Below are 12,220 nucleotides of genomic sequence, written 5' to 3'. Positions count from 1 at the left end.
CCCCAGAGCTTCGCCTGGGTGGGGGTGCCCCTGGCGGAGCCAGGGGGAGTACCCCCAGCGCCCCTTCGGAGCGCACCCTCCTTCCGCGGGAGTGGCCGCACATACCCAGGGGCGCGGGCAATCGCCCACCGGCAGGTGGTCCCTCGACCGACAGGACCACCCACCCCGGGGGGCAGGGGCACCCTCCCTACGCGGAGTAGATCGCCTCGATGTCGGCGGCGAAGTCCGCGGCCACGACGGAGCGTTTGAGCTTGAGGGACGGCGTGAGGTGGCCCGATTCCTCGGTGAACTGGCCGGGCAGAATGCGGAACTTGCGGACGGACTCGGCCTTGGAGACGGCCGCGTTGCCCTCGTCGACGGCGTGCTGGACGGCGGCGAGGAGGTCCGGGTCGGAGGAGAGCTCCGCCGGGGTGCGGCCGGCCTTCTGGTGCTGCTCGGCCCAGCGCGGCAGGAACTCCTCGTCGAGCGTGACGAGCGCGCCGACGAAGGGCCGCTTGTCGCCGACGACCATGCACTCGGCGATGAGCGCGTCCGCGCGGATGCGGTCCTCGATCACCGCGGGCGCGACGTTCTTGCCGCCGGCGGTGACGATGATCTCCTTCTTGCGGCCGGTGATCGTCAGGTACCCGTCGTTGTCGAGGGTGCCGAGGTCCCCGGTGTGGAACCAGCCGTCGGAGACCGCCTCGGCGGTGGCCGCGTCGTTGTTCCAGTAGCCGGTGAACAGGTGCTCGCCGTAGAGCAGCACCTCGCCGTCGTCGGCGATCCGTACGGTGGAGCCGGGCAGCGGCTGGCCGACGGTGCCGATCTTCGTACGGTCCCACGGGTTGAACGCGGTGGCCGCGCAGGACTCGGTGAGGCCGTAGCCCTCCAGGACGGTGAAGCCGAGGCCGCGGTAGAAGTGGCCGAGCCGCTCGCCCAGCGGGGCGCCGCCGGAGATCGCGTGGGTGGCGCGCCCGCCGAGCACCGCGCGGAGCTTGGCGTAGACGAGCCGGTCGAAGACGCGGTGGGTCAGCCGCAGCGTGAACGAGGGGCCGCCGGGGGTGTCCAGCGCCTTGCTGTACTCGATCGCGACGTCCGCGGCCTTGTCGAAGATCCGGCCCTTGCCGCCGGCCTGCGCGGTGGCCCGGGCGGTGTTGTAGACCTTCTCGAAGACCCGCGGAACCCCGAGGATCAGGGTCGGCCGGAAGCCCTGGAGGTCCTCGGTGAGGTTCTTGACGTCGGGCACGTGTCCGAGCCGGATCGGAGCCATCACGCTGCCCACCTCGACCAGGCGGCCGAGCACGTGCGCGAGCGGAAGGAAGAGCAGCACCGAGGAGTGCCCGGTGCGGAAGAGCGGGCTCAGCCGCTCCACCACGTTGCCGCACTCCGCGAAGAAGCTGCGGTGGCTGAGCACGCAGCCCTTGGGGCGGCCGGTGGTGCCCGAGGTGTAGACGATCGTGGCCGGGGCGTCGGCGCCGGCGGCCGTGGAGCGTTCGTCGACCACCGCCTCGGAGACGTCGCTGCCCGCCTCGACCAGGGCCCGCACCCCGCCGCCGTCGATCCGCCACACCTGCTTGAGCTGCGGCAGGTGCTCCCGTACGGACTCCACCGTCTCCTCGTGCGGCTGCGACTCCACCACCACCGCGACCGCGCCGGAGTCGGCGAGAATCCACTCCACCTGGGAGGCGGACGACGTCTCGTAGACGGGCACGGTCACCGCGCCCGCCGTCCAGATCGCGAAGTCCAGCAGCGTCCACTCGTAGCGGGTCCTGGACATCACCGCGACGCGGTCGCCGGGCTCCACCCCGGAGGCGATCAGGCCCTTGGCGACCTCCCGCACCTCGTCGAGGAAGCGGGCCGCCGTGATGTCCTGCCAGTGCCCGGCGGAGTCCTTGCGGCCGATGACGGGCGTGTCCGGGTGCTGCGCGGCGTTGCGGCGGATCAGGTCCGTCAGGTTGCCGTCCGCGGGAAATTCGTACAGGGCCGGAAGGCTGAACTCACGCAAGGCTGCTGCTCCTCATCGGTGCCGCGTCGCACCCGGAGGGAAGATATGGACTGCGAGGACGTTACCCATCGGTAAAGCCTCGGGATAGGGGGCGCAGGGCAGATGTTCTCAGGGTCACACACCCGAGCATAGGGTGACGGCATGCGGGTTCACGTGGTCAGTGACGTACATGGCGCGGTCGAGGCGCTGGCGAGGGCGGGGGACGGCGCGGACGCGCTGGTCTGCCTCGGCGACCTGGTGCTCTTCCTCGACTACGCCGACCACTCCCGGGGCATCTTCCCCGACCTCTTCGGCGAGGCCAACGCCGACCGGATGGTGGCCCTGCGCACCGCCCGCCGCTTCGACGAGGCACGGGCGCTCGACCGCGAGTTGTGGGCCGGCCGGGACCGGCCCGCGCTGATCGAGCAAGCCGTGCGCAAGCAGTACGCGGAGCTCTTCGCCGCGTTCCCCACCCCGACCTACGCCACCTACGGCAACGTCGACGTGCCCCGGCTGTGGAAGGAGTACGCCCGGCCCGGCACCACCGTCCTGGACGGCGCCACCGCCGAGATCGGCGGCCGGGTCTTCGGCTTCGTCGGCGGCGGCCTGCCCACCCCGATGCACACCCCGTACGAGATCGACGAGGAGGCGTACGCCGCGAAGGTGGCCGCCCTCGGCCCGGTGGACGTGCTGTGCTCGCACATCCCGCCGGCCGTCCCCGAACTCTGCTACGACACGTCCGCCCGGCGGTTCGAGCGCGGCAGCGAGGCGCTGCTCGACGCGGTGCGGTCCGTGCAGCCGAAGTACGCGCTCTTCGGGCACGTCCACCAGCCGCTGGTGCGCCGCACCCGGATCGGCCGCACCGAATGCGTCAATGTCGGCCACTTCAACCACACCCGCGTCCCCTGGTCGCTTCAGTGGTGACCTGCCGCACGGCCCGGCGCGATAGCCTTCCCCACGTCGGGACAGGCCGAGCAGTACGAGCGCTATCAGCACTTTCACCAGATGCACCAGTAGTCCGGAGGGCCACGGCGATGGCGGAACACACGAGGTCGAGCATCACGATCGAGGCGGCGCCGGCCGCGGTCATGGGCGTCATCGCCGACTTCGACCGCTATCCGGAGTGGACCGGCGAGGTCAAGCAGGCGGAGGTGCTCGCCACCGACGACGCCGGGCGCGCCGCGCAGGTGCGGCTGGTGCTGGACGCGGGCGCGATCAAGGACGACCACACCCTGGCGTACGAGTGGATCGGCGCCGACGAGGTGCGGTGGTCGCTGGTGAAGTCCCAGATGCTGCGCACTCTCGACGGCTCCTACGCGCTCGTGCCGCTGGACGGCGGCACCCGCACCGAGGTCACCTACCAGCTCACGGTCGACGTGAAGATCCCCATGCTCGGGATGATCAAGCGGAAGGCCGAGAAGGTGATCATCGACCGGGCGCTGGCCGGCCTGAAGCAGAGGGTGGAGTCCGGCGACGCGGACCGGCCCGCGGAGGGCGCCGAGAGTGCCGAGGGCGCCGGTACGGACGCCGAGTCCGGCACGTCCGGCAAGTCGGTCTGAGCGTGACCGCGGTACGCACCCTTCTGGTCACCGGCGCGTCCGGGGCCGGCCGCAGCACCGTCGCCGCGGGCGTCGCCGCGGCGGCGGCCGGCGGCAGCCGCACCCTGCTGCTCACCGCCGACCGGGCCGCCGCCGAGATCACCGTGCCGGGTCTGACGGTCGGCCCGGTCGATCCGGCCGCCGCCTTCCGCGAGGGCGCGCTCGACGCGCAGAGCCGGACAGGCGCGCTGCTCGCCCTGCTCGGCGCGGCGCCGCTGGACCCGGAGGAGCTGACCGAACTTCCCGGCGCCGACCCGCTCGCCCTGCTGCGGGCGCTGCGGCAGGCCCGGGTGCTGTCCGACCAGGACGACGCGGGGGCCGCCGGTCCGTCCCCGTGGGACCTGGTCGTCGTGGACCTGCCCGCCGTACGGGACGCGCTGCGGATGCTCGCGCTCCCGGAGCAACTGCGCCGCTACCTCTGGCGGTTGCTGCCCCCCGACCGGCAGGCCGCCCGCGCGCTGCGCCCGGTGCTCGCCCAACTCGCCGGCGTCCCGATGCCCGCCGAGTGGGCGTACGACGCCGCGGCCCGCGCCGACCGTGAACTCGCCGCCGTACAGGCGGTGATCGAGGACCCGGGCACGGCGGTGGCCGTCGTCCTCGACCCCGGGGCCCGGCCCCAGGAGGCGCTGCGCACCGCGCGGACCGGGCTGGCCCTGTACGGGCACCGGCTCGCCGCCGTCGTCGCCAACCGCCTGCTGCCGACCGGCTCGGCCGACGCGTTCCTCGCGGGGCTGTCCGGGCAGCAGCAGAGCGAGCTCAAGGCGGTGGCCGAGAGCTGCGCCGCCGACGGGGTGCCGCTGGTCGAACTCCCGCACCTCGGGCGGGAGCCGCGCACCCCCGCGGATCTTGCCGAGCTGGGCGGGGTGCCGCTGTCCGGCGGCCCGGCGCGGGCCGCCGAGCCCTGGGAGGTCGAGGATCTGCTCGGCACCGAAGGGCACTTCCTCTGGGTGCTTCCGCTGCCCGGGGCCGACCGCGAAGGACTCGACCTGGTCCGGCGCGGGGACGAACTCGTCGTCGACGCCGGTGGGTTCCGCCGTATCCTCCCCCTCCCCTCCGCCCTCCGCCGCTGCACCGTCCAGGGTGCCGCCCTCCGCGACGGCGCTCTACGGGTGCGGTTCGTCCCCGACCCCACGGTGTGGCCGAGCTGAACCCCCCGGGTGGCCCGGTTCTGTCGGTTCCGGGACCACCTCCCGGTGGTGGGCTGGTCGCGCCGTTCTCCCCCAGAGCTTCGCCTGGGAGGTACCCCCACGCGCCCCTGGTTGCGCTCGGCTCTTCCGTGAAAAGAAGCTCGCTTCTTCCTTGCGCCCGGGTGTGTTTGGTTCTCGCGGTACTTGGTCGCGCTGGACTGCCGTCCAGGCTGCCCCTTGCGGGGTTTGCCGGATCTCCTCCCGGTGCTGGGCTGGTCGCGCAGTTCCCCGCGCCCCTTCGTTGTGGCTGTTCGCCGCGGGGACAGCGCACCTCAACCACATCACCCCACTCCGTACGAAGGTCGGCTTACCCAGGGGCGCGGGGAACTGCGCGACCAGCCACTCGCCGGGGGAAGATCCGGCACCCCCCTGCAAGGGGCAGGCGCGGCGGAGCCGCACCACGGGAGAGCCGAGCGAAACCAGGGGCGCGGGGAACGCCGCGACAAGCCACGACGGGCCGCAAGGTCCCGGAACCGGGAGAAGGGGGAACCCTGGGGGGTTCAGGTACCGTCGGAGATACATACCGTTTGGAGCCGATCATGAGCGAAGCCAAGGACCGTCCCGACGCCGACGCGTGGGCGAAGGCCAGCGCGGAGGACATCGCGGCGGAGCACACGCGGCGAAGGGCACAGGCGGGCGAGATGCCGGGCTCGGCGGCGGACGAACTGCGCAGGCTGGCGGAGGCCGTGGGGGACGCCGTGACGGAGCGGCTGGCCACCCTCCGCAACCCGGCCGTGCAGATGGCCGCGCAAGGCGTCATCTCCCAAGTGCGTTCCGTTGTCGAACCCATCAAGGAACGGAACCCGGATCTGTTCGATCACTTGAGCACCGCGGGAGCCGAACTCCTGGCGGCTTACCGCTCCGCGGTGGCCGGAGCGGAGGCCCGCTGGACCTCAGGTGGGAGCTCCGCGCGTTCAACCGCTGAACACATCGACCTCGACTGACCCCCTCTCCGGTACGGTTCTCTTAGCGGGGATCGACCGAAAACTGAGGGACACATGGGACTCACCATCGGCGTCGACATCGGCGGCACCAAAATCGCGGCCGGAGTGGTCGACGAGGAAGGCTCGATTCTCGAGACCGTCAAGGTGCCGACACCGTCGACTTCCGAAGGCGTCATCGACGCGATCGTGGCGGCGGTACGCCAGGTCAGCACCGGTCATCAGATCGAGGCCGTCGGCATCGGCGCCGCCGGCTACGTCGACGACAAGCGCGCCACCGTGCTCTTCGCGCCCAACATCAACTGGCGGCACGAAGCGCTCAAGGACAAGGTCGAACAGCGCGTCGGGCTGCCCGTCGTGGTGGAGAACGACGCCAACGCGGCGGCGTGGGGCGAGTACCGTTTCGGCGCCGGACAGGGCCACTCCGATGTGATCTGCATCACGCTCGGCACGGGGCTCGGTGGCGGCATCATCATCGGCAACAAGCTGCGCCGCGGCCGGTTCGGCGTCGCCGCGGAGTTCGGCCACGTCCGCGTGGTGCCCGACGGCCTGCTCTGCGGCTGCGGCAGCCAGGGCTGCTGGGAGCAGTACGCGTCCGGCCGCGCCCTGGTCCGGTACGCGAAGCAGCGGGCGAACGCCACCCCGGAGAACGCCCAGGTGCTGCTCGCCCTCGGCGACGGCACGCCGGAGAGCATCGAGGGCCGGCACATCAGCGCCGCCGCCCGGCAGGGCGACCCGGTCGCGATCGACTCCTTCCGCGAGCTGGCCCGCTGGGCCGGCGCCGGCCTCGCCGACCTCGCCTCGCTCTTCGACCCGTCCGCGTTCATCGTCGGCGGCGGCGTCTCGGACGAGGGCGAGCTCGTCCTCGACCCGATCCGCAAGTCGTTCCGGCGCTGGCTGATCGGCGGCGAGTGGCGGCCGCACGCCCAGGTGCTCGCCGCCCAACTCGGCGGCAAGGCAGGGCTGGTGGGGGCGGCGGACCTGGCCCGCCAGGGCTGAGCGCTCGGGTCCGGCCCGGACCGGAAACGGACCGACTGGACCCGACCCGTCGCACCGGACCCGGTCCCACCGGACCGGTTCCACCTGACCCATCCCACCCGACCGGTTCGACCTCTCCGGCTCGGCCCCTCCGGTCCGAGCCGACCCGGACGACACGACGAAAGCGCAGCGCGAGTGGAAGATCTGCCGAGTTCCGCCACGGAGCCAGGGGGCTCGGCGGTCATCCGCGTACTGAGTTACAACGTCCGCTCGCTGCGGGACGACACGGCGGCGCTGGCCCGGGTGATCCGTGCCTGCGCCCCCGACCTCGTCCTGATCCAGGAGGCCCCGCGGTTCTTCCGGTGGCGCAAGGCCGCGGCCCGCCTCGCCGAGTCGACCGGGCTCTTCTACGTCACCGGCGGCGCTCCTGCCGCCGGGCCGATGGTCCTCGCGTCCCTGCGGGCCCGGGTGATCCGCACCGAGGACATCCTGCTGCCGCGCACCCCCGGGCTCCACCAGCGCGGCTTCGCCACCGCCGTGCTGGGTTTCGGCGGCGCCCGGCTGTCCGTGGTCAGCGCCCACCTCAGCCTGCGCGCCGACGAGCGCGCCGAGCAGGCCGACCTCCTGCTGCGCCGCCTCGACGCCCTCGGCGAGGAGCACCGGGTGGTCGGCGGCGACCTCAACGACCCGCCCGGTGGGCGCGCCTTCCGGCGGCTGGCCGGCGCCCTTCAGGATGCCTGGGCCACCGAACCGTGGGGCGGCGAGCCCACCTCTCCCGCGCTCGGTCCCCGTCGGCGGATCGACGCGATCTTCGCCTCCACGGGCATCCAAGTCCTCGGCGCCGGCGTCCCGTTGGACCTCCCGGGCGTCAAGCGCACCGACCTCGCCTCGGCCACCGACCACCTCCCGGTGCTGGCGGCCCTGCGCGTCCCGGCCTAGCGCCTTTCCGCCCGGTCCGGGGCCCTGCGTCCCGGCCCAGGGGCGCGCGTGTCCCGGCCCGGGCCGTTTCCTCCGGACGGCGGCCGGGCCGCACCGACCACGGCCGGGCCGCCCGTACGGCGGGGCCGCCGGTCAGACGACGGCGCCGCCGTCCGGGCGGTCGTCGTCCTCGTCGCCCGTCCGCATCCGGGCGACCAGCGTGGCGAACCCGCCGACGAACCCCCCGACGCCGACCAGGATCACCCACCAGGTGATGTCGAGCTGGAGCAGGACGTAGACGAGCAGCAGCAGCGGCCCGCCGAGCACCGCGAGCCAGGCGAACTTGGTGGTGACGTCGGCCTCGGGCAGCGGCGGCGGCTCCGGCGGGACGTAGTGCGCGTCCTCGTCGTCATCCTCGACTTCGTAGTCCCGCGGCCCGGAGATCACCGGGTGGATGACGATGCTGCGGGTCGGCGGTGGGGTGATGGCCGCGGGGTCCTCGGCGGGCGGCGTCTTCGGCTGGTCCGGCGTCACGTTCTCGGCCTCGGGCCAGGACCCGGCCCCGGGTTCGGGCTCCTCGTCGTAACCGGCGACCAGGGCCGCCCAGGCGGCGTCCTCGTCGAGCGGCGCGGCGCCCTCGTCCTCGCGATCGGCGTCAGCCACCGGCGGTGACCTCCTCGGTGGCCGTGGTCGCGGACAGCCGCTCGATGAACGCGTGGGACTCGGCGAAGATCCGCTCGGCGTCGTGGTCGAGGGTGGCGACGTGGTAACTGCGTTCCAGGACCAGCTCGGTGACGTCGGTGGAGGAGATCCTGCCCAGCACCATCGCCGTGTTGGACGGGTGCACCACGTGGTCCTCCCTGCTGTGCAGCAGCAGCACCGGCTGGGTGACCTGGGGCAACGACGCGCGTACCACCGGCCAGAACTTCGTCAGCGAGTGCAGGGCGCGCATCGGCACCCGGGAGTAGCCCAGTTCGACGCCGCCCTCGCGGGCGATGTCGCTGGCGATGCCCGGTGCGGACGGCAGGATGTGCCGCAGCAGCGGTACCGCCTTGATCTGCAACCCGTCGGCCTTCACCGACGGGTTGACCAGGACCAGCCCGCTGATCGCGGCGCCGTGCTTCTCGGCCAGCCGCAGCGTGAGGGTGGCGCCCATGGACAGGCCGCACACGAACACCCGGGAACACGAGTCGAGCAGCGACCGCAGTGCGCGGTCCACCTCGGCGTACCAGTCCGGCCACCCGGTGGCCTGCATGTCCTGCCAGCGGGTGCCGTGTCCGGGCAGCAGCGGCACGGACACGGTCAGCCCCCACTCCGCCAGGTACTCGCCCCACGGCCGCATCGACTGAGGGGAGCCGGTGAAACCATGGCAGATCAGGACACCGGTCTCGCCGCCTTCATGGCGGTACGCTTCTGCTCCGGGCATGAGCGGCACCGTGCATCTCCTGTTCAACGACGCGTACGCGGGTACACGGGAGTCGGACGTTCAGCGTACGCGGACCCGATCCCCAGGGGTAAGCCCCACCGGCCCCCGCGCGGGTTAAGGTCGTCGCGACGGCAACAGGAGGCCCCGTTGTTCTACGGCGCGATGAAGATCGTTCTCGGCAAGCCGATCAAGGCTGTCTTCCGCCCGTGGGTGGAGGGGATGGAGAACATTCCGAAGGACGGTCCGGCGATCCTCGCCAGCAACCACCTGTCCTTCTCGGACTCCTTCTTCCTGCCGTCCATGCTCGACCGCAAGGTCACCTTCATCGCGAAGGCGGAGTACTTCACCACCCCTGGGGTCAAAGGGAAGTTGACGGCCGCGTTCTTCAAGGGCGTCGGGCAGCTCCCGGTCGACCGCTCGGGCGCGCGCGGTGCCGGCGAGGCCGCGATCAACAGCGGGATCGCGGTGCTCGAACGGGGCGAGCTGTTCGGGATCTACCCCGAGGGGACGCGCTCGCCCGACGGCCGGCTCTACCGCGGCAAGCCGGGCGGCCTCGCCCGGGTCGCCCTCGCCACCGGCGCGCCCGTCATCCCGGTGGCCATGATCGACACGGAGAAGGTCCAGCCGGTGGGGCAGGTCATGCCCAAGCTCTCCATCCGCCCGGGCATCCGGATCGGCCGGCCGCTCGACTTCTCCCGCTACAACGGGATGGAGCACGACCGGTTCATCCTCCGCTCCATCACCGACGAGGTGATGTACGAGATCATGAAGCTGTCCGGGCAGGAGTACGTGGACATCTACGCGACGGCGGCGAAGCGGATGATCGCGGAGGCGGCGAAGGCGGCCCCCCCGTCCGATCCGGAAGCGTGAGTCCCGGGACCTTCTCCGGTGGGGTGGCTTGATTCGCTCCGTCGGGGCTGAGCTCGTGTACCGGCCGCAGGCCGGTGGGTGGTTGCGCGCGCGGTTCCTCCCCCCCAGCGCCCCTGGTTATGTGCGGGTCCTCCGTGAACAGACGGTCGCGACCCGGGGGAGCCCGGGGAGGGGGGGAGACTGGCGGTTCGGGGGAAAGGAATGCGTGGCCGTGAAGATGTCGGTGGAGCTGCCGCTGTGGCGGGCGTTGCTCGCGTATCGGGTGCTGACGTGCGGGTACGCGGTGGCGCTGTACGTGCATGCGTACGGGGAGCTGCGGCATCCGCTGCCGGGCGGCGTGTACATGGGCGTACTGACGCTGTGGACGTTCGCCACGCTGGGCCGGGTGAAGAACGCGGCACGCTGCACGCCCGCGTTCCTGGTGGTGGACCTGGCCGTCGCGGTGACCGGGGTGCTGCTGACCGCGGTGGTGGACGCGCCCGCGCGGATAGAGTCCGGCGCGTTCACGCTTCCGTCGATCTGGACCGCCGGATCGGTGCTGGCGTGGGCGGTGAAGGGCGGCTGGCGCTGGGCGGCGCTGGCCGCGTCGGTGGTGGCCGCGGCCGACCTCGTGGAGCGCGGCACCCCCAGCCCGGAGACCCTGCACAACCTGGTGCTGGTGTGGATCGCGGCGATCGCCATCGGCTACGTCGTCGAGGTGGCCCGGGCGAGCGAGCGCACCCTGGCCCGGGCGCTGCAGATCGAGGCGGCCACCCAGGAACGGGAGCGGCTGGCCCGGGACATCCATGACAACGTGCTCCAGGTGCTCGCGATGGTGCAGCGCCGGGGCGACCAGGCGGGCGGCGAGGCGGCGGAACTCGGCCGGCTGGCCGGCGAGCAGGAGGTGGCGCTGCGTTCGCTGATCTCGGGCACCCCCGCGCCGTCGCCGACCGCTCCCGACGGCTCGCCCGTGCCGGACTGCCCGGTCGACCTCGGGACGCTGCTGGCCCGGTACGCCTCCGGCCGGGTCACCGTGTCGGCGCCGGGCACGCCGGTGCCGCTGGACCCGGGCGCCGCGGCCGAGCTGGCCGCGGCGGTCGGCGCGGCACTGGACAACGTCCGCAACCACGCGGGCGAGCAGGCGCACGCCTGGATTCTGCTGGAGGACGAGCCGGACGCGGTGCTGGTGACCGTGCGGGACGACGGCCCGGGCATCGCGGAGGGCCGGCTGGCCGCGGCGGCGCAGGAAGGGCGGCTGGGCGTCGCGCAGTCGATCCGGGGCCGGTTGCGGGACCTGGGTGGCAGCGCCGAGGTCCTCTCGGTGTCCGGCCAGGGCACGGAGGTGGAACTGCGGCTGCCGAAGGCGGTGTCGGAGAAGGGGCGGCCGCGGCGTACGGGCCCGCACCCGGCGACCGCGGACCCGCGCCCCGCCGCCGTATCCCCCGCGCTCCCGCGCCCGGGGACCGTACCCGTGGGCCCGGTAGCCTCGGCCGTACGCACCGAACCGGCCGGCACCGACGCGGGCCGGACCGAAGGGGGACCCACGCCATGACCCTCGGCACCGCCGAGCACGCCGGGCCGGACCGGCCCGTGACGGTGATGGTCGTCGACGACCACCCGATGTGGCGGGACGCGGTCGCCCGCGACCTCGCCGAGGCCGGTTTCGAGGTGGTCGCCACGGCGGGCGACGGGCCCGAGGCGATCCGCCGGGCCCGCGCGGCCCGTCCCCAGGTGCTCGTCCTGGACCTGAACCTGCCCGGCGCGTCCGGGGTGCAGGTGTGCAAGGAGGCCATCGCGCACGACGCGGCGCTGCGGGTGCTGGTGCTGTCGGCCAGCGGCGAGCACACCGACGTACTCGAAGCGGTCAAGTCCGGTGCGACGGGCTACCTGTTGAAGTCCGCCGGGCGGGCCGAGCTGGTGGACGCGGTACGCCGTACGTCGGCCGGCGACCCGGTCTTCACCCCGGGCCTGGCCGGGCTGGTGCTGGGGGAGTACCGCAGGCTCGCCACCGAGCCGGTGCCGGCGAAGTCCGACGAGCCGGCCGCGCCGCGGTTGACCGAGCGCGAGACGGAGGTGCTGCGGCTGGTCGCGAAGGGCCTGAGCTACAAGCAGATCGCCCAGCGCCTGGTCATCTCGCACCGCACCGTGCAGAACCACGTGCAGAACACCCTCGGCAAGCTCCAGTTGCACAACCGGGTGGAGCTGGTCCGGTACGCGATCGCGCGCGGCCTCGACGACGAGGGCGACGAGGAGGACCGGGCCGACGTGCGCGGCCGGGGTGATCAGGGCGCCCGGGGGAGCGCGGCGGACGACCGCAGGGACGGCGACATGTGACCCAAGTCACGCTAGCTTGGCGGAGG

Annotated in this window: 12 protein-coding genes; 9 read left to right on the top strand and 3 right to left on the bottom strand. The window is 72.9% G+C overall.

The features are described from left to right. Nucleotides 1-187 precede the first annotated feature (187 nt). A complete protein-coding gene (locus tag OG370_RS10980) occupies nucleotides 188-1,984 on the bottom strand; it encodes an AMP-dependent synthetase/ligase (protein ID WP_328463057.1) in 1,797 nt (598 codons plus the stop codon). Nucleotides 1,985-2,125: 141 nt separating this feature from the next. Here OG370_RS10980 and OG370_RS10975 point away from each other — a divergent pair, with 141 nt between their 5' ends. From OG370_RS10975 to OG370_RS10950, 6 genes are all read left to right on the top strand, one after another. Next, nucleotides 2,126-2,887 carry a metallophosphoesterase family protein gene (locus OG370_RS10975; RefSeq protein WP_328463055.1) on the top strand — a complete coding sequence of 254 codons (762 nt, stop codon included), beginning with the start codon at nucleotides 2,126-2,128 and terminating at the stop codon, nucleotides 2,885-2,887. Between the two features lie 110 nt (nucleotides 2,888-2,997). Continuing rightward, nucleotides 2,998-3,522, top strand: coding sequence for an SRPBCC family protein (locus tag OG370_RS10970; RefSeq protein WP_328463053.1), 525 nt, complete (start codon nucleotides 2,998-3,000; stop codon nucleotides 3,520-3,522). Nucleotides 3,523-3,524: 2 nt separating this feature from the next. After that, the gene (locus tag OG370_RS10965; protein WP_328463051.1) at nucleotides 3,525-4,709 is read left to right on the top strand and encodes an ArsA family ATPase; all 1,185 of its coding nucleotides are present in this window, start codon (nucleotides 3,525-3,527) and stop codon (nucleotides 4,707-4,709) included. A gap of 566 nt (nucleotides 4,710-5,275) precedes the next feature. After that, on the top strand, nucleotides 5,276-5,692 hold the full coding sequence (locus OG370_RS10960) for a DUF5304 family protein (RefSeq protein ID WP_443060646.1): 417 nt from the start codon (nucleotides 5,276-5,278) through the stop codon (nucleotides 5,690-5,692). 54 nt (nucleotides 5,693-5,746) lie between these two features. Then, on the top strand, nucleotides 5,747-6,688 hold the full coding sequence (locus tag OG370_RS10955) for an ROK family glucokinase (protein WP_328463049.1): 942 nt from the start codon (nucleotides 5,747-5,749) through the stop codon (nucleotides 6,686-6,688). A gap of 174 nt (nucleotides 6,689-6,862) precedes the next feature. Beyond that, nucleotides 6,863-7,606, top strand: a complete 744-nt coding sequence (locus OG370_RS10950; protein ID WP_328463047.1) for an endonuclease/exonuclease/phosphatase family protein — start codon at nucleotides 6,863-6,865, stop codon at nucleotides 7,604-7,606. Nucleotides 7,607-7,738: 132 nt separating this feature from the next. Here the strand turns inward: OG370_RS10950 and OG370_RS10945 are convergent, their stop codons facing one another. Then, complete coding sequence (locus OG370_RS10945) at nucleotides 7,739-8,248, bottom strand: hypothetical protein (protein WP_328463045.1); 510 nt, start codon at nucleotides 8,246-8,248, stop codon at nucleotides 7,739-7,741. Further along, nucleotides 8,241-9,020: an alpha/beta hydrolase gene (locus OG370_RS10940; RefSeq protein ID WP_328463043.1), complete on the bottom strand. Its 780-nt coding sequence runs from the start codon at nucleotides 9,018-9,020 to the stop codon at nucleotides 8,241-8,243. The genes OG370_RS10945 and OG370_RS10940 overlap by 8 nt, the downstream gene beginning before the upstream one ends. Before the next feature lie 138 nt (nucleotides 9,021-9,158). Between OG370_RS10940 and OG370_RS10935 the strand changes: the two genes are divergently transcribed. From OG370_RS10935 to OG370_RS10925, 3 genes are all read left to right on the top strand, one after another. Then, nucleotides 9,159-9,881, top strand: coding sequence for a lysophospholipid acyltransferase family protein (locus OG370_RS10935; RefSeq protein ID WP_328463041.1), 723 nt, complete (start codon nucleotides 9,159-9,161; stop codon nucleotides 9,879-9,881). Nucleotides 9,882-10,098: 217 nt separating this feature from the next. Beyond that, complete coding sequence (gene macS / locus OG370_RS10930; protein ID WP_328473989.1) at nucleotides 10,099-11,412, top strand: MacS family sensor histidine kinase; 1,314 nt, start codon at nucleotides 10,099-10,101, stop codon at nucleotides 11,410-11,412. Beyond that, nucleotides 11,409-12,194 (top strand): response regulator transcription factor, encoded by a 786-nt coding sequence (locus OG370_RS10925; protein ID WP_328463039.1) that lies wholly within the window; start codon nucleotides 11,409-11,411, stop codon nucleotides 12,192-12,194. Before macS ends, OG370_RS10925 begins: the two co-directional genes overlap by 4 nt. Nucleotides 12,195-12,220 lie beyond the last annotated feature (26 nt).

Source organism: Streptomyces sp. NBC_00448 (assembly GCF_036014115.1).
In the GTDB taxonomy this organism is placed as follows: domain Bacteria; phylum Actinomycetota; class Actinomycetes; order Streptomycetales; family Streptomycetaceae; genus Actinacidiphila.
This window is presented reverse-complemented; position numbering and strand designations above follow the sequence as displayed.

Bases quoted from the DNA above. Each gene is read 5' to 3' on its own strand.
- OG370_RS10925 (WP_328463039.1), top strand. From the start codon at position 11,409: ATGACCCTCGGCACCGCCGAGCACGCCGGGCCGGACCGGCCCGTGACG.
- macS (WP_328473989.1), top strand. From the start codon at position 10,099: ATGTCGGTGGAGCTGCCGCTGTGGCGGGCGTTGCTCGCGTATCGGGTG.
- OG370_RS10975 (WP_328463055.1), top strand. From the start codon at position 2,126: ATGCGGGTTCACGTGGTCAGTGACGTACATGGCGCGGTCGAGGCGCTG.
- OG370_RS10955 (WP_328463049.1), top strand. From the start codon at position 5,747: ATGGGACTCACCATCGGCGTCGACATCGGCGGCACCAAAATCGCGGCC.
- OG370_RS10970 (WP_328463053.1), top strand. From the start codon at position 2,998: ATGGCGGAACACACGAGGTCGAGCATCACGATCGAGGCGGCGCCGGCC.